The organism is Parablautia sp. Marseille-Q6255 (assembly GCF_951230155.1).
Taxonomy (GTDB): Bacteria; Bacillota; Clostridia; order Lachnospirales; family Lachnospiraceae; genus Choladousia.
The window spans coordinates 64,309-86,057 of sequence record NZ_CATNVD010000015.1 but is presented as its reverse complement, the minus strand read 5'-3'; the positions used below and the strand labels follow the sequence as shown (position 1 = coordinate 86,057).

The 21,749-nt window shown below is 43.8% G+C and carries 20 protein-coding genes; 17 read left to right on the top strand and 3 right to left on the bottom strand.

The features are described from left to right. Positions 1–11 precede the first annotated feature (11 nt). From asnB to QOX44_RS12725, 13 genes are all read left to right on the top strand, one after another. Entirely contained in the window at positions 12–1,592 is a 1,581-nt protein-coding gene (gene asnB, locus QOX44_RS12785) for an asparagine synthase B (protein ID WP_283683519.1), read from the top strand. Positions 1,593–1,846: 254 nt separating this feature from the next. After that, positions 1,847–3,463, top strand: a complete 1,617-nt coding sequence (locus QOX44_RS12780) for a CTP synthase (RefSeq protein WP_283683517.1) — start codon at positions 1,847–1,849, stop codon at positions 3,461–3,463. Further along, entirely contained in the window at positions 3,463–5,301 is a 1,839-nt protein-coding gene (glmS, locus tag QOX44_RS12775; RefSeq protein ID WP_283683516.1) for a glutamine--fructose-6-phosphate transaminase (isomerizing), read from the top strand. The genes QOX44_RS12780 and glmS overlap by 1 nt, the downstream gene beginning before the upstream one ends. Before the next feature lie 47 nt (positions 5,302–5,348). Beyond that, positions 5,349–6,791: an amidophosphoribosyltransferase gene (purF, locus tag QOX44_RS12770; RefSeq protein ID WP_283683514.1), complete on the top strand. Its 1,443-nt coding sequence runs from the start codon at positions 5,349–5,351 to the stop codon at positions 6,789–6,791. A gap of 19 nt (positions 6,792–6,810) precedes the next feature. Next, positions 6,811–7,911: a glutamine-hydrolyzing carbamoyl-phosphate synthase small subunit gene (gene carA / locus QOX44_RS12765; protein ID WP_283683512.1), complete on the top strand. Its 1,101-nt coding sequence runs from the start codon at positions 6,811–6,813 to the stop codon at positions 7,909–7,911. Continuing rightward, on the top strand, positions 7,895–11,074 hold the full coding sequence (carB, locus tag QOX44_RS12760) for a carbamoyl-phosphate synthase large subunit (RefSeq protein WP_283683510.1): 3,180 nt from the start codon (positions 7,895–7,897) through the stop codon (positions 11,072–11,074). Before carA ends, carB begins: the two co-directional genes overlap by 17 nt. Before the next feature lie 19 nt (positions 11,075–11,093). After that, the gene (locus QOX44_RS12755; RefSeq protein ID WP_283683508.1) at positions 11,094–12,281 is read left to right on the top strand and encodes an LL-diaminopimelate aminotransferase; all 1,188 of its coding nucleotides are present in this window, start codon (positions 11,094–11,096) and stop codon (positions 12,279–12,281) included. Positions 12,282–12,454: 173 nt separating this feature from the next. Then, a complete protein-coding gene (locus QOX44_RS12750; RefSeq protein ID WP_283683506.1) occupies positions 12,455–12,832 on the top strand; it encodes a hypothetical protein in 378 nt (125 codons plus the stop codon). A 30-nt stretch (positions 12,833–12,862) separates the two neighbouring features. Then, positions 12,863–13,414: a hypothetical protein gene (locus QOX44_RS12745; protein ID WP_283683504.1), complete on the top strand. Its 552-nt coding sequence runs from the start codon at positions 12,863–12,865 to the stop codon at positions 13,412–13,414. Positions 13,415–13,553: 139 nt separating this feature from the next. Beyond that, on the top strand, positions 13,554–13,679 hold the full coding sequence (locus QOX44_RS12740; RefSeq protein WP_283683502.1) for a hypothetical protein: 126 nt from the start codon (positions 13,554–13,556) through the stop codon (positions 13,677–13,679). Positions 13,680–14,011: 332 nt separating this feature from the next. After that, a complete protein-coding gene (locus QOX44_RS12735) occupies positions 14,012–15,385 on the top strand; it encodes a sensor histidine kinase (protein WP_283683500.1) in 1,374 nt (457 codons plus the stop codon). A 12-nt stretch (positions 15,386–15,397) separates the two neighbouring features. Next, positions 15,398–16,150 (top strand): LytR/AlgR family response regulator transcription factor, encoded by a 753-nt coding sequence (locus QOX44_RS12730; protein ID WP_283683498.1) that lies wholly within the window; start codon positions 15,398–15,400, stop codon positions 16,148–16,150. 105 nt (positions 16,151–16,255) lie between these two features. Beyond that, positions 16,256–16,528 (top strand): hypothetical protein, encoded by a 273-nt coding sequence (locus QOX44_RS12725; RefSeq protein WP_283683496.1) that lies wholly within the window; start codon positions 16,256–16,258, stop codon positions 16,526–16,528. A gap of 389 nt (positions 16,529–16,917) precedes the next feature. On the opposite strand, the gene QOX44_RS12720 is transcribed toward QOX44_RS12725, so the two are convergent. Then, positions 16,918–17,085, bottom strand: coding sequence for an ATP-binding protein (locus QOX44_RS12720; protein WP_283683589.1), 168 nt, complete (start codon positions 17,083–17,085; stop codon positions 16,918–16,920). 253 nt (positions 17,086–17,338) lie between these two features. Between QOX44_RS12720 and QOX44_RS12715 the strand changes: the two genes are divergently transcribed. After that, entirely contained in the window at positions 17,339–17,683 is a 345-nt protein-coding gene (locus QOX44_RS12715; RefSeq protein WP_283683495.1) for a hypothetical protein, read from the top strand. A gap of 11 nt (positions 17,684–17,694) precedes the next feature. Continuing rightward, positions 17,695–18,336, top strand: coding sequence for an ABC transporter ATP-binding protein (locus QOX44_RS12710; RefSeq protein WP_283683493.1), 642 nt, complete (start codon positions 17,695–17,697; stop codon positions 18,334–18,336). Positions 18,337–18,514: 178 nt separating this feature from the next. Here QOX44_RS12710 and QOX44_RS12705 read toward each other — a convergent pair whose 3' ends face one another. Together QOX44_RS12705 and QOX44_RS12700 are read right to left on the bottom strand one after the other, a co-directional pair. After that, positions 18,515–19,396 carry a radical SAM protein gene (locus QOX44_RS12705; protein ID WP_283683491.1) on the bottom strand — a complete coding sequence of 294 codons (882 nt, stop codon included), beginning with the start codon at positions 19,394–19,396 and terminating at the stop codon, positions 18,515–18,517. Between the two features lie 15 nt (positions 19,397–19,411). Next, a complete protein-coding gene (locus QOX44_RS12700) occupies positions 19,412–20,311 on the bottom strand; it encodes a radical SAM protein (RefSeq protein WP_283683489.1) in 900 nt (299 codons plus the stop codon). Between the two features lie 134 nt (positions 20,312–20,445). Between QOX44_RS12700 and QOX44_RS12695 the strand changes: the two genes are divergently transcribed. Together QOX44_RS12695 and QOX44_RS12690 are read left to right on the top strand one after the other, a co-directional pair. Further along, complete coding sequence (locus QOX44_RS12695) at positions 20,446–20,772, top strand: winged helix-turn-helix transcriptional regulator (RefSeq protein ID WP_022268433.1); 327 nt, start codon at positions 20,446–20,448, stop codon at positions 20,770–20,772. Positions 20,773–21,259: 487 nt separating this feature from the next. Further along, positions 21,260–21,412 carry a hypothetical protein gene (locus QOX44_RS12690; protein ID WP_283683592.1) on the top strand — a complete coding sequence of 51 codons (153 nt, stop codon included), beginning with the start codon at positions 21,260–21,262 and terminating at the stop codon, positions 21,410–21,412. Positions 21,413–21,749 lie beyond the last annotated feature (337 nt).

Here is a 21,749-nt window from a genome sequence, read left to right as displayed (position 1 = left end):
GGTACTGTCCTATGTGTTCTATTATGGCTTATTGCAGCCGCAGCGCTGCCTTTGACACTTTTATGGAAGGATTTAAAGAAACAATATCAAGAGGACCAGATGATACCCGCGTGGTTGAAGTCGGAGGCGGTCTGCTGGGCTTTCACAGGCTGGCCATCATGGGTCTTACTCCGTCCGGCATGCAGCCGTTTCAGTATGAAAACGATTATGCAATCTGCAACGGAGAGATTTATGGATTCGAGAAGTGGAAGGAAGCGCTGTCAGGAAAATATACGTTTGAAAGTGAATCAGACTGCGAAATACTTTTGCCGTTATACCGCGAATACGGCACGGATATGTTTGCTATGCTGGATGCGGAGTTTGCCTGCGTCATTTATGACGGTGCAGCAGGAGAATTTATCGCGGCACGGGATCCGATCGGGATCCGTCCGCTGTATTACGGATACGATAAAGACGGCTCTGTTATCTTTGCGAGTGAGGCAAAAAATCTGGTAGGACTTTCCGATAAGATCATGCCGTTTCCTCCGGGGCATTACTATAAAGAGGGAGCGTTTATCTGCTATTGCGATATTGCCAAAGCGGATACAGTTTGTCACGACGATCTGGACGCCGTCTGCAAAAATATCCATGACAAGCTTGTAGCCGGCGTAGAGAAACGTCTCGTAGCAGATGCGAAAGTAGGATTTCTGCTCTCAGGAGGTCTGGATTCCTCGCTGGTCTGTGCCATTGCGGCAAAGAAAAGCAGAGAACCGATCAAGACCTTTGCAATCGGTATGAGTGAAGATGCGATCGATCTGAAATATGCGAAACAGGCTGCAGATTATATCGGCAGCGATCATACAGAGGTTTATATGACACCGGAGGAGGTGATCGCTTCTCTGGAAACAGTTATCCGGATCCTTGGCACCTACGACATTACGACGATCCGGGCTTCGGTGGGAATGTATCTGGTGTGTAAGGCAATCCATGAGCAGACGGATATCCGTGTCCTTTTGACAGGAGAGATCTCTGACGAGTTATTCGGGTATAAGTATACAGATTTTGCACCGGATGCAGCAGCCTTTCAGGAAGAGTCACAGAAACGGATCCGGGAGCTCCACATGTATGACGTACTCCGTGCAGACCGCTGCATCTCCGTAAATTCACTGGAGGCCAGAGTACCGTTTGGAGATCTGGATTTTGTAAGATATGTGCTGTCAATAGATCCGGAATTGAAGCGCAACACATATGGAAAAGGAAAATACCTGCTGCGCCGTGCTTTTGAAGAAGACGGTTATCTGCCGGATGAAATCCTCTGGAGAGAAAAAGCTGCCTTTTCAGATGCGGTAGGACATTCGATGGTCGATTATCTGCAGGAATATGCACAAAGCAAATATACAGATACGGAATTCCGGGAAAAATCCAAACGTTATACGTATGCCAGACCGTTTACAAAGGAATCTTTACTGTACAGAGAGATCTTTGAAACGTATTATCCGGGACAGGCCGGGATGATCGTGGATTTCTGGATGCCAAACAAAAATTGGAAAGGCTGTGATGTAAATGATCCCTCCGCAAGGGTTCTTTCCAATTATGGAGACAGCGGAAAATAAATTTTTCATAATAATAAATTGACAAGTGAAATGATACGAGGTAGAATAACGTGCATGAAGGCAAAGGCGTCTTTAAGTTGAATAGACTTAAAGGCGTTTTTGCCTCTTTTTTTGTGTCACACAGAAAAAAATTTTCGCAGTGATGTGAAAAAGTCTTTCTGCGGCACAAAATGCTCCGCTGGATCGCGCGGCAGCAGCATAGAAAGAAATCACTTTCATTTAGTACAGAAATTTGAGTAAGGAAGTGGAGAATCATGACAAAATATATTTTTGTGACCGGAGGTGTTGTATCCGGACTGGGAAAAGGGATTACAGCGGCCTCACTTGGAAGACTTTTAAAATCGAGAGGTCTGAAAGTGGCGGCACAGAAACTGGATCCCTATATTAATGTAGATCCTGGAACGATGAGTCCGTATCAGCACGGCGAAGTGTATGTGACGGAGGATGGAGCCGAGACAGATCTCGATCTGGGACATTATGAACGGTTTATTGATGAAGATCTGAACAAATATTCTAACCTGACGGCCGGGAAGGTCTATTGGAATGTATTAAACAAAGAACGCAGAGGGGAGTATCTCGGCTCTACGGTTCAGGTCATTCCGCATATCACAAATGAAATTAAAGAATTTGTGTACCGCGTGGGGAGAAAAACGGATGCGGACGTAGTGATCACAGAGATCGGGGGGACGATCGGAGATATTGAATCGCAGCCGTTTCTGGAAGCAGTGCGTCAGATTTCTCTGGAGGTAGGAGAAACAAACAGCTTATTTATCCATGTGACGCTGGTTCCATATCTGAGCGGATCTGAAGAACACAAGTCGAAGCCGACGCAGCATTCTGTCAAAGAGCTTCGCGGAATGGGCATCAGCCCTGATATCATCGTTCTGCGGTCCGATAAACCGCTGGAAGAGTCTATATTTCAGAAAATTTCTCTTTTCTGCAATGTGAAACCGGATTGTGTGATTGAAAACAGAACGCTTCCGAATCTTTATGAAGCTCCCCTGATGCTGGAAAAAGCCGGTTTTTCTGATGTTGTATGCAGAGCGCTCCACATGGACTTGCCAAAGCCGGATCTAAAGGAGTGGGAACAGATGGCTGAACGCATCCGAAACCGTTCCGGGGAAGTACACATCGGACTGGTTGGAAAGTATGTAAAGCTTCATGACGCATATCTGTCTGTGGCAGAGGCAATGAGCCATGCAGGATATGAGCAGAATACATTTGTAAAAATACGCTGGATCGATTCAGAGGATATTACGAAGGAGAATGCAGGCAGTACATTAGAGGATTTGGACGGGATCATCATTCCGGGGGGATTTGGAAATCGCGGCGTTGAAGGAATGATCCTCGCAGCAAAATATGCGCGTGAAAATCAGGTTCCCTATTTGGGGATCTGTCTGGGAATGCAGATTGCCGTTATCGAATTTGCAAGAAATGTTCTGAAAATAGAAGATGCTCATTCGGGAGAATTTGACGAACAGTGCGCCCATAAGGTCATTGATTTTATGCCGGGACAAAGTGATGAGATCGATAAAGGAGGCACGCTCCGTCTGGGAAGCTATCCGTGCAGGATCAAGGCAGATACCAGAATAGAAGCCTGCTACAGAAAACGGCTGATCCATGAGCGTCATCGTCATCGGTATGAGTTTAACAATAAATACCGTGAAGAACTGGTGGAAGCCGGGCTTGTGATCAGCGGAACCTCACCGGATGACAGGCTTGTGGAAACCGTAGAACTGCGGGAACACCCGTTTTTTGTAGGCGTACAGTTTCATCCGGAATTTAAGAGCCGGCCAAATCAGGCTCATCCGCTGTTTAACGGATTTATTTCGGCAGCATTGGAAGTAAAAAAGAAAAGAGGAGTAAAATAATGTGCGGAATTATTGGATTTGCGGGAAAAGCGGAGGCCGTTCCGGTCCTTCTTGACGGTCTGGAACGATTGGAATACAGAGGCTACGATTCAGCAGGCATTGCTGTCGTATCAGAGGATGGAGCATTACAGGTAAAAAAGAGTAAAGGGCGCCTGTCTGTTCTTCAAAAGCTTCTGGAAACTCAGGAACCCTTGTCAGGCAATATCGGTATAGGTCACACCAGGTGGGCGACTCATGGTGAACCGAATGATACGAACGCACATCCCCACGTCGGCCAGGGAGGGAAAATTGCGGTCGTTCATAACGGGATTATAGAAAATTATCTGGAGATTAAGCAGTCTCTTATGCGAAAAGGATTTGTATTTTCTTCCGATACGGATACGGAGGTGATCGTCCAGCTGCTGGAATACTATTATAGAAAAAAGTCCGATCTGCTGGAAGCAGTATATGACGTGTTAAACCGCATCAAAGGTGCATACGCGCTTGGGATCCTCTGCTCTGATTTTCCGGATCAGATCGTCGCAGCGAGAAAGGATGCCCCACTGCTGATCGGATATGGAGAGGATGGGAATTACATTGCCTCTGATGCAACGGCGCTTCTTGCGCATACAAGAACGGTGACTTATATGGAGGACGATGAGGTGGCTGTCCTTACGGCTGAAGGTGTCCGGATCTTTGACGGAGACAGATCTTTGCTGGAAAAAGAAAAGCATACCATTGAGTGGGATGTCTCCGCAGCAGAAAAATGCGGATATGCGCATTTCATGCTGAAAGAGATCATGGAGCAGCCGGAAGCAGTACGAAAAACAATCTCCTGCAGGATTGCAGACAAAGAAATCGTGCTGGAAGAATTAAAAGATGCAAAAGAACTGCTGAAGAATATTTCCAGAATATATATTGTGGCATGCGGTTCAGCGTATCACGTGGGAATGGTAGGAAAGTATGCCCTCGAAAAGCTTCTCCACATTCCGGTGGAGGCATCGCTGGCATCAGAATTCCGGTACAGCGAACCGCTGCTCGGGGAGTCGGCGCTTGTCATCGTGATCAGTCAGTCGGGAGAAACTCTTGATTCTATGGCAGCGCTTCGGGAAGCGAAGCGGAAGGGATCCAGAGTCCTGTCGATCGTAAATGTCATGGGGAGCTCTATAGCGAGAGAATCCGATTATGTGCTCTATACCTGGGCGGGACCGGAAATCGCTGTAGCGACTACAAAAGCGTATACGACGCAGATGGTGCTTTTGCTCTTGCTTGGCGTATATCTTGCAAAGCAATCAGATATCATCGTCCGGGAGGAGTATGGAAAAATAGTTGGAGAATTTCAGAAGCTGCCCGAAAAGATCAGCGCTGTTTTGAACAATCTGAAAGATTACCAGAAATCTGCCTCCAGATATTTTAACCATAACAGTGTTTTTTATATTGGACGAAATGTGGACTATGCGCTTGGTCTTGAAGGGTCGCTGAAACTGAAAGAAATCTCGTATATTCATTCGGAATCTTATGCGGCAGGAGAGCTGAAGCACGGAACAATCTCTCTGATAGAACCGGGAACACTGGTAATTGCGCTGGCTATGTATGAACCTCTGGCCGAAAAAACGCTGTCCAACATTGTTGAGGTAAGGTCCAGAGGCGCGGAGGTGATTGCCATAACTACAGAACTGACGGCGCAGCTGATCGGCAGCCAGTCCTCAGAACTGTTTGTGCTGCCAGAGACTCATCCCCTTTTACAGCCGGTTCTTGGCGTGATACCGTTACAGCTTTTTGCGTATTATGTTGCTCTGAACAGAGGCTGTGATATCGATAAACCGAGAAATCTGGCGAAATCCGTTACAGTAGAATAAAGAAAACGTATGAAGCACACTTTTGTTTTTGGAAGGAGAGCAGGAAGATGGCTATTCATGAGGAATGCGGCGTGTTTGGAGTGATGAGTGCAAAAAAAGAAAATACTGCACAGATTGTCTACTACGGTCTGTATGCGCTGCAGCACAGGGGACAGGAAAGCTGCGGAATAGTAGTAAATGACGACGGCTTATTCTTTTCTTATAAAGATCTCGGTCTGGTCAGCGAAGTGTTTTCAAAAGATACACTTGCCCGTCTGCCGAATGGGACTATGGCTGTAGGGCACGTGAGATACGGAACAACAGGCGCAGCGACGCGGAACAATTGTCAGCCTGTCGAAGTGAATCACCAGAAAGGAAAGATGGCTCTGGCACATAACGGGAATCTGAGCAATGCGCTGGAGCTTCGCGATGCGCTGGAATTATCCGGCGCGATCTTTCATTCGACCAGTGATACAGAAACGATCGCTTATGTGATCACACGTGAAAGACTGATGACGCCAAGTATAGAAGAAGCAGTGAGCAATGCGATGAATCTGCTGGAGGGGGCCTATTCCTTTATTCTGATGTCGTCTGCAAAGCTGATCGCGGCAAGAGATCCCCATGGATTCCGCCCGCTTTGTTATGGGCAGATGCCGGACGGCACGTATGTGGTGGCGTCGGAAAGCTGCGCCTTGTCGGCAGTTGGAGCCAGATTCATTAAAGACCTGCTTCCCGGTGAAATTCTTGTATTTAGCAAAGACGGGGTAGCGTCAAGAAAGGAGCATTGTAGAAAAAAGAAGAAGAATACGTGTATTTTTGAATACATTTATTTTGCAAGACCGGATTCGGATATAGACGGTGTATCTGTCCATGAAGCACGGGTGAGAGCAGGCGAGCTGTTGGCAAAGAGCTATCCGGCAGAAGCAGATATTGTGATCGGCGTTCCGGACAGCGGACTGGACGCGGCGCTGGGCTATGCCAAAGGATCGGGGATTCCTTATGGGATCGGACTGATGAAAAACAGATATATCGGAAGAACGTTCATTTCACCGGGACAGAAAGATCGCCTGGATAAGGTCAGGATAAAGCTCTCGCCTATAAAAAGTGTCGTAGAAGGAAAGCGGGTCGTTCTCATTGATGATTCGATTGTAAGGGGAACGACCAGCAGACGTATCGTGAGACTTTTGCGTGATGCCGGGGCAAAGGAAATACACATGAGAATTTCTTCGCCTCCCTTCCTGCATCCTTGCTATTACGGCACCGATATTGATTCTGAAGAAAATCTGATTGCCTGCCATTATAGTGCGGAGGAGATTGCGCAGATGATCGGAGCTGATTCTCTGGGGTATCTGGACGTAAACAGACTTGATCAGCTGATTGGAAGCGAAGATTACTGTGCCGCCTGTTTTCATGGAAAATATCCGACGAAAATCCCGACAGATCTTCGGAAAGATCGTTTTGAAAGAAAGCTGTCTGAGCGGGAGGATGCAGAATCAGTCCGACAGGGATAAAGAGTGAGGAGTACATATTATGAAAAAATTTGACAGAAAACTGATTCTTGAAGACGGCAGCGAATATTGCGGATACGGGTTTGGATCGAATGATGAGAAAGTGACTGAAATTGTATTTAATACTTCTCCAGTAGGATATCCGGAAATTATTTCTGACCCTTCTTACACGTATCAGACCGTAGTGATGGCCTACCCGCTGATCGGAAATTACGGGATAACGGAAGAAGATTTTGAAACCAGGACTCCGACGATCGGGGGATTAGCGGTAAGAGATTATAACGATCTGCCATCCAATTTCCGCAGTAGGTATACGCTTTCCGAGATTATGGAAAAATATCGGATTCCGGGGATTTACGGAATAGATACAAGGAAACTGGTACGCTCGATCCGGGATCTCGGGAGCAGAAAGGCACTGCTCACTGCTGTTGATACGTCCTTGCAGGACGGGCTTCAAAGGCTGAATACTTTTGAAATACCGAAAGATGCGGTAGCGCTTGTAAGCAGGAAAAAAATTGAGCAATATCCTGTTTTAAACGGGCAGTATCGGGTAGCAGCCATTGACTGCGGCATGAAACAGAACATCGTAAGAAGCCTGAATCAAAGAGGCTGCAATGTGACTGTATTTCCATGGGACACTTCTGCACGGGAGATCGAACGATGGGAACCGGACGGCATCTTTCTCTCAAACGGACCTGGAAATCCGACGGACGTACAGCCGGTTATTGAGCTGGTGAAAGAATTGAGGGGGAAATACCCTGTTTTTGGTATCTGTCTTGGACATCAGATTATTTCTCTTGCATATGGAGCAAGGACCTATAAGCTGAAATACGGACACAGGGGAGGGAACCATCCTGTAAAAAATCTGCTGACAGGAAGGATCGAGATTACCTCTCAGAACCACTCTTATGCAGTGGACGCGGAAAGTCTTGCAGATACCAGTCTGAAAGTAACGCATTTGAACCTGCTGGATCAGACAGTAGAGGGCGTTGCCTGTGAGGAGGATAAGGTATTTTGTGTGCAGTATCATCCGGAAAGTGCGCCCGGACCGCAGGATAGCGGGTATCTGTTTGAGAAGTTCATAGAAACGATGGAGGGAACAAGGCGTGGCAAAAAGAACTGATCTAAAGAAAATACTTGTCATTGGTTCCGGACCAATTGTGATCGGGCAGGCGGCGGAATTTGATTATGCAGGTACGCAGGCATGTCTCGCATTGAAAGAAGAGGGATACGAGGTCGTGCTCTGCAATTCGAATCCTGCAACGATTATGACGGATACTGCAGTGGCGGATAAGGTCTATATGGAGCCGCTGACACTGGAATATGTGGCAAAGATCATCCGACATGAGCGCCCCGATGCTATCGTACCGGGAATCGGAGGACAGACGGGACTGAATCTGGCAATGCAGCTTGAAAAAAAAGGAATCCTAAAAGAGTGTCGTGTTGAACTTTTGGGTACGGACAGCAAAAGCATCGAGCGGGCGGAAGACAGAGAATTGTTTAAGGAGCTTTGTGAAAGCCTGGGAGAGCCAGTGCTTCCGTCTGTTATTGCCAATACGGCAGAGGAGGCGGTACAGGCAGCGCGCAGGATCGGCTATCCGGTCGTACTGCGCCCGGCATTTACGCTTGGCGGGACAGGAGGCGGTTTTGCAGATGATGAGCAGGAATTTTTCGGACTGATCAAAAATGCGCTCTCTTTATCTCCGGTTCACCAGGTACTGATCGAGAAGAGCATCAAGGGCTTTAAAGAAATCGAATACGAAGTGCTCCGCGATTCGAATGACACAGCAATTACCGTCTGCAATATGGAAAATCTGGATCCGGTAGGAATCCATACGGGCGACTCCATTGTGGTGTGCCCGTCGCAAACGCTGACCAATAAAGAGTACCAGATGCTGCGCGACAGCGCATTAAAGATTATCCGCGCATTGAAGGTGGAGGGAGGCTGTAATGTACAGTTTGCGCTTGACCCGGAATCTTTTCAGTATTACCTTATCGAGGTGAATCCGAGAGTTTCCCGTTCGTCAGCTTTAGCGTCTAAAGCAAGCGGATATCCGATCGCGAGAGTATCCGCCAAGATCAGCATAGGAATGACTTTGGACGAGATCATGCTCGTGAATACACCGGCCGCTTTTGAACCGGCGCTGGATTATGTAGTGACAAAAATGCCGCGGTTTCCGTTTGACAAATTTGCAGATGCCGATCAGAAACTGGGCACGCAGATGAAAGCGACAGGCGAAGTAATGAGTATCGGCAGAACCTTTGAGGAAAGTCTGTTAAAGGCAATCCGATCACTGGAAACGGGCGCAATTCATCTGTATATGGAAAAGTTTGCAGAAAAAGACAGGGCGGCTCTGATGGAATACATCAAAAATGGTACAGATGACCGGATCTTTGCCATCGCACAGTTACTGAGAATGGGAGAACCGGTATCTGCCGTCAGGGAGTGTACGCAAATTGACCTGTTTTTTCTGGACAAGATAAAGAATATCATAGATATGGAAACAGACCTGAAGGAAAATGCCGGAAATACGGCTCTTTTGTATCAGGCAAAGAAGAGCGGCTTTTCAGACTGGGCAATTGGACAACTATGGAATATAAAAGAGACGGATGTTTATAAAATGCGCAAGGTACATGGCATTTTCCCGGTCTACAAAATGATCGACACCTGCGCTTCGGAGTTCGGAAGCTACGTTCCGTATTTTTATTCTACTTATGAAGAGGAAAATGAATCTGTCGCAGAGGACAAAAAGAAGATCCTTGTGCTGGGAGCCGGACCGATCCGTATCGGACAGGGGGTGGAATTTGATTATTCTACGGTACACGCAGTAAAAACAATCAGAGAAGCCGGATATGAGGCGATCATTATTAATAATAATCCGGAAACTGTATCTACGGATTATACGACGTCGGACAAGCTGTACTTTGAACCGCTTTGCATAGAAGATGTAATGAATGTGATCGAGCTGGAAAAGCCGGACGGGATCCTTGCATCTCTTGGCGGGCAGACAGCGATCAATCTGGCAGAGCCGCTAAGGGAACGCGGTGTGAAACTGATCGGCACGAACTGCGAGGCGATAGAAAAAGCGGAAAACAGGGACGCATTTGAAAAGCTGCTCTCAGAACTTGGAATCCCGCAGCCGAAAGGCCGCGCAGTAACAAATATAGAAGAAGGCGTAAAAGCAGCAGAAGAGATCGGCTATCCGGTGCTGGTACGACCAAGCTTCGTGCTTGGAGGAAGAGCTATGCAGATCGTGGCAAGGGAGAAGGATCTTCGGAATTATCTGAAAACAGCAGTAGAAATAGACGAAGACAGGCCGGTACTGGTAGACAAATATATTTGCGGAAAAGAAGTGGAAATAGACGCTGTCTGTGATGGAACAGACGTATTTGTCCCTGGAATCATGGAACTGGTGGAAAGAACAGGCATTCATTCCGGCGATTCGATAAGCGTATATCCGACGTTTAGTATTTCAGAAAAGGTAAAGGAGACGATTCTGGACTATGCAAAGAGGCTTGGCATCGGCATTGGGATTATCGGACTGTATAATATCCAGTTTATCGTGGACAAACAGGAGCATGTATATATCATCGAGGTGAATCCACGATCCTCAAGAACGGTTCCGTTTTTATCAAAGGCTACAGGATATCCTTTAGCTGATATCGCCACGAAGGTCATATTGGGAAAGCGTCTGCAGGAACAGGGAATCTCCGAAATCTATCCAGAAGAAAAAAAGCGATGGTACGTAAAAGTTCCGGCATTTTCCTTTGCAAAGTTAGGCGGTATGGACGCTTACCTCTCACCGGAGATGAAGTCTACGGGAGAGGCGATCGGATACGATACGAAGCTGCATCGGGCAATGTATAAAGCCATGATCGCGTCCGGTATTCGTGTGCAGAACTATGGTACAGTCATTGTAACACTTGCCGATGAGGACAAGAAAGAAGCGCTTCCGCTTATCCGGCGTTTTTATGATATGGGATTTAATATAGAAGCGACATCTCTTACCGCAGAATATTTAAAACAGAACGGAATACGCACCCGCACACTTGGAAAACCGTCGGAGGGAAGCAGCGAGATATTGGATGCGATCAGAGCCGGATATGTCAGCTATGTCATCAATACGAGGGCAATTCTTTCCGGGATCCATTATGAAGACGGCGCCGCGATACGAAGTGCAGCAACACAGAGCAATATCACCATGCTCACATCCCTGGACACGGTGAAAGTGCTGTTAGATGTTCTGGAGGAAGTGACAATAGGCGTATCAACGATAGATGCATAAATAACAGGAGGAGCGCATTATGATCAGACCGAATATGTATTACAACGAATTAAAGGATTCCTATCTCTTTTATAATATTGCTCAGAAAACAAAGGCGTATACAGAACAGCATCCCGGAACAGAGCTTTTAAGAATGGGAATCGGAGACGTTTCCCTGCCCCTGTGCGATGCGGTGATCAAAGCGCTGTATGAAGCCGTGCAGGATCAGGCTTCTAAAACGACTTTTCATGGATATATGCCTGAGTGCGGAGCACCGTTTTTGAGAGAGGCGATCGCAAAGTATTATGAAAAAAGAGCGGTTCATCTTTCACCGGAGGAGATTTTTGTTTCGAGCGGTGCAAGTGATGAACTGGGCGATATTCTGGATTTATTTGACCGGTCGAATGCTTCTCTGGTGATCGAACCGGCGTATCCGGCATATGTAGATGCAAACGTGATGGCAGGACGAAAGATTCTCCATCTGGCATCCGGGGAGGAAAACAGCTTTTTGCCTGAGCCAACTGAGGAAATTGAAGCAGATATCCTCTATATCTGTTCACCAAACAACCCGACCGGGGCAGTTTTCTCCCGAAGCCAGCTGCAGGCATGGGTGGATTTTGCAAATCAAAAAGGAGCTGTCATACTGTTTGATGCGGCATATGAGGCTTTCATCGAGGATGAAAGCCTTCCTCACAGTATATACGAACTGAAAGGAGCCAAAACGTGTGCGATTGAAATCTGTTCTTTATCAAAGACAGCCGGTTTTACAGGAACAAGACTTGGCTATACGGTAATCCCGAAAGCGCTCAAACGAGCCGGAATGAATCTGAATGACATGTGGGTGCGTAACCGTACGACAAAAACAAACGGCGTTTCTTATATTATCCAGAAAGGCGGTGCGGCAGTTTTTACGGAAGAAGGCCAGAAACAGATCCATGAAAATATCCGGATATATAAGGAAAACGCCAAAGTACTGATGAAAGCGCTCGACCAGCTTGGTATCTGGTATTGCGGCGGAAAAAATGCCCCCTATATTTGGATGAAGTGTCCGGAAGGGATGGGAAGCTGGGAATTTTTTGATTATCTGCTTCATGAAATACAGGTGGTAGGAACGCCGGGTGAAGGCTTCGGATCCTGTGGAGAAAACTATTTCCGATTTTCAACTTTCGGGGCGCCAGAGGACACAAAAGAAGCTTCCGAAAGGCTTGTAAAGCTGCTTTCGAGATAGGAGAAGTCCGTTCTTATTATTGCAGAATCATTTTCTGATATTATCTGAAGCTATGATTACTTAGTGCAGAGAAAATATCTTTTATTCTTTAGGCGAATGAAGTATAATATAAAAAAGCTGTCGAAAGCCTGATGGCGGGCTTTTGGCAAAGAACAGCAGGGGGATAGAAAGTTATGTTTGGACTTAAAAAGAAAGAGCAGAAACCTTTATGGATTAAGGCTAAAGATATAATGGAACTCATTCGATCGGACTATGACGCAGATCTGTCTTTTACCCTGATAGAATTTCATTATCAGGGAGAAGCGTATCTTATGGGATCCTGCGTAATTCCTCCGGATGCAGAAGAGCGAAAAGAAAATATTTCCTTTGTATTTCAGGATCAGATATTTCAAAATTTTGATGCGTTTCAGGCTAATGCCTGCATAAACGGCATCAGAATTTCTGAGCTCGAAGAACCTGTCGAGGTTGTACGCGCCGGGATCATTGGGAATGACACCATATTGAAGACGCCATGGGGAGAAACCAGACTTGCAAAACTGGCACTGAAATGACCGAAAGAGAGAACGCGGGAGAAAAGGGAAATGACAAACAGCAAAAAAAGAGAAAAAACAATCTATGACGCTTCTCTGACCAGAATATTTTTATGGTCCGGTTTTACTATGTTTATTATTTTATTGATTGCCTGTATCGCCATAGGCTTTCTTGTACTGTTTTACAGGCGCTCCGATCCGGAAGGAATAAAAATTATACTTTTTTGTCTTGCCCTGGTGATCCTATCTTCGTATGGTATCCCCCTGTTCAGTTTGATAAACGCATGGAAGCAGGAACGCCGACTTGGTATTTACTGGAAGGATCGGACGGATCAGGATCGTCCAAAATGGGAAAGAGACTGGTATCTGACCTGTGACCGGGGCGGATTTATTCTCTGTCACAGAAAGTATATCCGATGTATCCAACGATACCAGGCAGAAACAGAGATCGCAGAACATGCCAGAGGAAAAGTCTATTATGTGCTGTATGAGGATATAGATGGCAAAAAACGCAAAGTAAAATTTTCTTCAGGTTCTTTGGCTGCAGAATTTCAGAAATGGTTTAAGAAACAAGCTTATAAAGAAACGGGCGAAAATGAATAATCAGGAGAAATACAAATGAAAGCCCAAAACTGCCGGTTTACAGCGTTTTATTGTAAATCGGCAGTTTTTTAATTTCCGGCACAACGTAATATTTTGGCTGACTACTGTGTCTAAGAGATAAAAGGAGGGAAGAAAAGGAATGGCAGCAGAACATCGGAAGATCAGAGAATGCAACGATACAGCGTGTGAGTCGTGCCAGAAAAAAACTTGGGGAAATTTTGAAGGAGGCAGGGTATGGAACGTAAAGAAATCAAACAGAAAATAGACACCGAACTCAGCGGAATGCTATACCTCTAAACAGGGTTACAAGGTGAATCTTATTCAGGATACAGCAGGTAATGACATGGAGACAAATTACATTTCAGAAAAATGTGCGGTATTTGTGGCAGATGGTATCCGCTATACGATATGCGGCAGGACTTCCATGGAGATGATAAAAAAAATGGTAGACAGTATGGAATAAGACTACACGCTTTCAAATATGCGAGGTGAATTTAAAACACAAAAAGTTTGTTACGGAAAGAATTTCGTGTTGCACCGCACGAAAGCATTAGCTATAATAGAGCTCGGATATTTTTTTAACAGGAGGATTTTATTATGCCACTCTCGTTTCGGCTGTTTTCAGTCGGATTTTCTTTTGTATGTTTCGGGATCGGGTTATACGCTCTGGCATCCGGAATTTTAGGGAAAAAGATAAAGGCTGTTCCGTGCCTGATTTATACAGTCTACTATCTGCTGGCAAACGCAATGATATATGCAGTGATAGCAGTATTGGAAGTAACGATGGGAATCTTTCAGTATGCAAACATTATAAATCTTTTAAATGGCACATTAGGGAATCTGTTGCATGCTGTGATATTGGCACTTGTACTGCGCCGATGTTTGGGCGCTGATTTCTGGCAGGGATTAGCGGCTGCATTTTTAGGAAACTTTATCGCATATACAGCAAATTCCGTCCTGATGGAAGTGACAGCTTACTATAGCCCAACATTCGGCGGTATGTATCTGTATACGTTTATCACAATCTATATTCCGTACCTTGCGGTGCTGCTGAGTGCTGCGATTGTGGTACCGATTTTAAGAAAAAGTAGTTTCTATCGGTACTTTTCTCATTTGTTTTCCAAAAAGCCGTGGGCAATTGGAACTTTGTCGTTCAGCTTTGTACTGATGTGTATCTGGCAGGTATTGACTTTTATGTATCCGGATACAACGCCGGGGATAGGTTATAATATTTTCTTTTTTGCTCTCATCGTAGCAGCTTTATTCTGGGTACAGTTTCTGGCAATGTATGCGGCAGGGCAGGATAAGATCCGGGCGCAGGAAGAAACGATTGCGCAGCATCAGGCGCATATGGCGCTTTTGGAAGAATTGCAGCAGGAGATACGCGCATTCCGCCATGATTTCACAAATCTGTTTTCCGGTCTTACCTTGCAGGCACAGGAAGGGGATCTTGCAGGGATCCAGGATTTTATGAAAAAGACCAGCAGCTATTTTGATGAAAAGCTGGGACAGGAAATCCAGCAGATGGATGGATTGAACAATATCGGGCTTTATCCGCTGCGCTCTTTGCTGACCACAAAGCTGGCAGATATGCGAAAAAGAGGAATACATTCCGCACTTGAGGTACTCTATCCGGTTGATACCAAAGTTGTAATGGAAACGGAAGATCTGCTCCGGGGCCTGGGGATTCTGATTGATAATGCAATGGAGGCAGTGCCACCGACGGACGGAACCGTGCGGATTGTCCTTCTTCAGGAAAAAACGGAATTGTATATTGCAGTTTCTAATAATTACGAAAAAACGCCGGAGTTATCTGCGCTTTCCCAGAGAGGCTATACGACAAAAGGAAATGGTCATGGCACAGGGCTTACCAGTTACCGGCGTATCGTATCCCGATACAAAGGCTGTGTCACAAGAACCTGCTTAAAAGACGGATATTTTGTGCAGGAATTGCGGCTTCCGGCAGCATAGGAGAGAAGAGAAATGATTCCAATTTACATATGTGATGATGAAAAAACCATCAGTGACAGACTGGAACATATTATTTCAAACCAGATCACCATACTGAATGGAGATATGGGACCTGTCCGTGTGACAGATACACCTGAAAAATTGTTGGACCTTCAAAAGAAGGATACAATACCGGCGGTATATTTTCTTGACATTGATTTTCCGGGAAGGATGAGCGGACTGGAACTGGCACAAAAGTTAAGGCTTCACGATCCGCGGGGCTTTATTATATTTATCACAGCGCATAATGATCTGGCGTTTGAAACCTTCCGACTACGGCTGGAGGCGCTGGACTATATTGTAAAAGGCAATTATGATGCGATGGCAGTTCGGGTCAGAGCGTGCCTGACAAGTATTCAGGAGCGTCTGGCCAGTGAACGGCCAAAGAATGGAAGATACTGTACAATCCGGTTGTTTGACACAGTCCGCCATATTCCGGTAGAGACAATTCTTTATTTTGAAGCTCTGGGATTTAAGCACACACTCTGTCTTCATCTGGATAATGAACTGCTGGAATTTAACAGCAGTCTGGAACATTTCGCAGAAGAGATGGGAGAGGATTTCTGGCGCTGCCACAGAGGTTTCCTGGTAAACCGTAACCGCATTCAGGCAGTGGATCTGAAACGCCAGGCTGTTATTCTGGACAATGGAGAGGAGTGTCCTTTATCAAGAAGAGCGAAAACAGAGTATAACGCACAGCAAAAACAAAGTATAAAAGAAAAATAATACCGTTCGTGAAACCAAACGGGCAATCCGCGTAAAAAATGAGCCGTATGACCTTCTGTTTGTTATAGTTATCTCAGGAAAACAAAACAACAGGAGGTCTTTTTTATGAAAACAAAATCTATCTTATCAAGTCACATGGTAATGCTGCCTGTCATTTTTATCGCTTTTGCAGGATACTTCCTTTCTCTGTACAGGGGAAATACCAGCCTTGCATCGAATTATTCTTTGCTGATCATAGTTACCAATTGCGTGTATTTGGACAATCCCATTTTTGGCGGTAAGGTGCCGGAAAACAGAGCGTTCAAACTGCTGGCACACGTTGACGGTCTTTTACTCGTTGTCTGGTTTGTGATCCTTATTGCACAGCTCTTTTTATAAGAAAACGATATGCGAAAATGGATATGGGCGCAGGTAAAAGGAAGATTTTTTGCATTGGCATTGATATTTTTGATTTTTGGGTTATATCAGGGATATAAAGTATTTGTTTCCATCGCCAGTCCAAGGACGCTAAGATCAAAGCAGTCAAAAATCGCAGATACAGAATTAAGGATTAAGGAGTTGGCGGTTTTTTCTTCTGTACTCAACATATCAGGTTCGTATTTTATCTGTGCAAACGGTGAGATTAAAAGATGTACGTTTGCAGTGTTTCTTTTCAAACCTTTCATCTATAGTGGATTTTCGATACATATGTGGCTATATTCAAGTAAGTAAAGCTATCTGAAACATAATGTGCATTTCACTTTAGATAGCTTTACTTATTTGAGAAATTATGAAACGGGAAGCGTTAGATAAAAAGTTGCTCCGCCTCCCTCTGTTTCTAAAAAGCCAATTTTACCGCCTAGGAGCTCCGCCAGTTCCTTTGCAATGCTAAGTCCAAGCCCGAAGTGTTGTTTTTCTGTTCTGGATTTATCAGCGCAGTAAAAACGATCAAAGATAAAAGGTTGATCTTCTTTGGCAATTCCTGTTCCGTGGTCTGCTACAAAAAAAGAAGTTCTTTTTTGTCATAAATTGCTTGAAGTTCGATCCGACCGCCTTCCGGTGAATACGAAATGGCATTATCCATGTAAATGGAAAGAAGTTGAAAAAGTCGTTGAGAATCCGTATGTAAAAGAGGATAGCTTTCGGAAGTGAAGTCCGGAATAAGCTGGATCTTCTTTTTTAGGCAAATAGGTTCAAAGGCTTCATAAAGTGAAAATACAGATATTACTGGAAGCATTAATCATTAGTGTGGCTGCAGTTCTGCTTTCTTTTGTTCTCGCTCCGACAGTTTCCAATGTATCGGCAGATTATTTGGTGGGACAGCAAACAGAACAGAAAAAGCTTCAGAAGCAGGCAGACGAGGGAAAAGTTGGTGTAGATGAATACTATCAGGATACTGAACTGACTGTAACGCAAGTGCAAACAAAGCTGACACCTCTGATGCTGTTTGCCGATGTGGCAAGCATAGGAATTTTGCTTGTATTGTCCATATCAGCAGCAGGAATTCTGATATTCAGAAAAAAACCAAAAGAGATTTTAAGCGAAATGAGTTAGGAGGAAATAAAATGATCTTGGAAGCGAAAAATATAATCTATTCCTATAAGTCAAAACGTGACACTATGGTTTTAAAAAATGTGTCCGTATCTTTTGAGGAGGGAAAATTTTATGCGATTGTAGGTTCCAGCGGTTCTGGAAAGACCACTTTTCTTTCCTTATTAGCTGGGCTTGATAATCCTGTATCTGGAAAAGTGAAATATGAGGGAGAGGATATTCAGAAAAAAGGGTTAAATTATCATCGCAGACACCATATTTCCCTGGTATTTCAGAACTATAACCTTATTGATTATCTGACAGCAGAGGAAAATGTAAAACTGGGAGGAGAGAATAATGCAACAAAACTTTTGCGGGAAGTAGGGATTCCAGAGGAGGGATGGAAGCGGAATGTCCTACAGCTTTCCGGAGGACAGCAGCAGAGGGGTGCCATAGCAAGAGCGCTTGCCAGTGAAGCTAAGGTGCTTTTGGCTGACGAACCATCCGGAAATTTGGACGAGGATACGGCAGAAGAGATTATAGAACTGTTGAAGAAGACAGCCCATGAGTTGGGAAAATGTGTGATTGTGGTGACACATAGTAAACAGTTGGCAGATGAAGCAGATGAGGTTTTGGAGATTCAGGAGGGTAAGTTGCATAAAATGACTACAAAGTGATGAATAAAATTCTTCGGATGTTTAGACTCGGAAATTCTTAGAATAACCTCATGTGATTTCTGTTCGTCAGACCAGAGAGTTGCCATCCGACTTCCTTCAGATTCCACCTCACGATTGAGCGCATGAAAACTCTGCCGCAACAACAACGGTTTTTTTACCGCTGGACGGCATATTAACATTATCCTAGCGTATGAAGATTCCTTCTGTATTCCTGCATTTCTTCTTCGCTGACTGTATCTATGATATATTGCAGTTCACTTACGATTCTATCACGTCCTTTTGGGAGAAAAGCAGTGGTTGGATAAAAATTAGAAACAGAGTTTGCAAATAAATGGGTTCGTATCTGCAAATGCTTAATAAATGTCTGTAATTCTTCTAACCGCTCTTTTTCTCCCGCAGGAATAAATTTTCTTTCCTGTGCCATTCGATACAATTCTGTATCGGGGAATAGTGTTAATGAATCTATGGAAATAAAACGCGGATTTACTTTACTGAATACTTTCGCACTATTGACAGCATTTCGATAACCGTTTCCTTTTCCGGCAAGTCCTGTCATATATACAAAATAGTATTCAATCCCTGCTTCATCTAATTTTCTGCATTGCTCAATCAAGTCCTTTGCAGTGTAGCCCTTATTTGCTAAAAGCAGAGTGCTGTTATCGCCCGATTCTGTACCAATACTGATTCCGTTAATGCCTAAACTGCGGAGCCTTCTTAACTGCCATACCTTTTTATTTTTTATATCACGAATACTGGAAAACATAGCAATCGTCTGACATTCTACAAGATAGTCATGAATAAGCAATGCCCGTTCTGCTAAATTTTCATAACTCATTACAAAAGGATTTGCACCTGTTAAAAAAATACGTCTTGCAGTAGGTTGATAACTTGCCAACTCTGCTAAGTCCTCTTTAAATTCTTCTAATGGCGACATACGGAAGCATTCATTTTTATACAGGCTGCAAAAACTGCATTTGTTATGTGTACAACCGGACGTTACTTGTACAATAAAGGAACTTGCTTCATAAGGTGGTCGCCATGTTCTTCCTGTAAAATGCAATATTGGATTCCTCCTTTATAAATGCCGGAGATTTTTTCTATAATCTCGCAGTTCATTTTCATCAACACTGCTAATAATTCGTTCCAATACAGAAATAACTTTCTTGGTATCTCTTGGCAGTGTACCTTGAATCGAAATAGCATTTGAAGCACCTCCGGCGGCAAACCAGACAGGAATGTTCAAATGTTCGACTAAAGTTTTCAATTCCCTGTATTTCTCAATTTCCTGTTCCTCTTTCCAATTATCTTTTTGAATTTCCTGATATAACTCAGAACTTTGATAAATGGTAAGCATATTTGCACCTATGATTTGAGGGTTCAGTTGATTGCATACTTCTGCTGTTTTTTTTGCTCCTGCCTCTCCTTTTCCTGCACCGGATACTCCTGTAAGATAGAAAAAGTTATAGCTGATACCTGCTCTATCCAAACGCTGACATTGGAGGACAATATCATTTGAAGTGTATCCCTTGTGCATAAAAGTTAAGGCTTCGTCATCACCCGTTTCAATTCCAATCGTCAAGCCATCATATCCTGCATTTTTTAACTGCAAAAGTTCCTCGTCTGTTTTTAATGTAATATCTGTAATTCTTGAAAAGCACCCGATTGATTGATTCGTTGGAAAATACCGCCGTATCAGGTCTGAAATTTCAATTAAACGGGAAGCCTTTAAGACAAAAGGATTTGCACCTGTTAAAAAAGTACGGGATATTTTATGACCAATCCATATACGAAATTGTCCTTTAGCTTCTTTTAAATCGGCTTCAATATCTTCCATAGGTGTCATTCTGAACTTAAACGGTAAATCGTCATATAAAGTGCAGAATTTACATTGATGATGTGTACAGCCTGCCGTTGCTTCCAAAAGCAGTGAGGATGCTTCATAAGGAGGCCGCCAAATCGTTCCTGTATAGTGCATGAAAATTTCTCCTTTCTTCCTTGCTATCCTCATTATATCGCTGTACACTTGTTTGAAAAGTACTGTACTTTTTTATAGTACATTGATTTTTGATTGTAAGAATGGTATATTGTAGTGGATTGGAGGGTTAATACATGAAGAAAAGCCAAATGTCGATTGAGCGCTGTGCTACTGTTTCTACAATTCAAAAAATCTTAGGCGGAAAATGGAAAATTGAAATACTTTATTATATTGGATTTCAAAATATACAACGGTTTGGAGAACTACGCCGACATATCGGAGATATAACAGAATCCTCTCTGACAAAGCAGTTGAGGGAACTGGAAGCAGACGGTTTTATTTCCCGTTTTGATTACAAGGAAGTCCCACCCAGAGTAGAATATTCATTGACCGAACTTGGCAAAAGTTTTATGCCTGTCTTAGAATTTATGAAACAATGGGGAGAAAATAATCTGAATTAAAATCCTTAAATAAAAATTGAATTTATATGATCGAACACGCTGTAATCACTTTTGGATTATAGCGTTTTTCTTTTTCTTCTCTTTGGCATTTTTGCAAATCCGGCGTACTTGGAAGTAAGAAAAACTTTTTGAAAAATTTTTCTCAAAAATTCGGCAAAATTCCTCTGCTCAGTGTTATAGATAGTGAAAGGAAAATCGGAAGGTTGGGGAAACGTTTCGCCCACCGGCTCGATCGGCGTTAGGCGGTCGGCACTGGCGACCAATGCCCCATCATGCGGCCCCATCATGCGTATGTCGTGAAGAAAGATTTGCTTGAATTCCTTTCATAATAAGGATATAATATTTTGGGTTTATATACCGTTTAAAAATAAGTTCTTTTATTTCACAGCAAAAAGTATCAAATATACCAAAACCGTCTGTTTTTAAGAGATTAAGGAAAGAACAACGGATTTTTTGTAAGCATGCTGCAAAAATCGAAAGGAGATATATGAGAAAACTTGCATTAAATGATGAAATACTGCTGAGTATTGAAAAGCCTGCCCGCTATATAGGCGGTGAGATCAATTCGGTAATGAAAGACAGGGATCAGGTGGATATCCGCTTCGCTATGTGCTTTCCGGACGTCAGTGGAGTGATATAATAGAGAAATGTCAGAGAACAACATATAGTGTCGAATGGTGATGAATGATACAATATATATGGACTGGACATAATGAAAACAGATTGCAAGAGAGCGAATGATATTGTTACGCTACTAGATTTGTTACGCAAAAAGAGCAGATTTTAATGAATACTATTTAAAAAAGATAAATACAAATGCAAGTGCTATATGCATTCGTTTACCAGCAGAGAGAAAGATTGAGTCAGTAATTGCCTCAGCCTTTCTCTCTGATTAATGTTTATTAATTAGAAACAAATTTTTTATCTGAGAAACGCACGTATCATTAAATATTTGACATTCATATTAGTATTAGGTA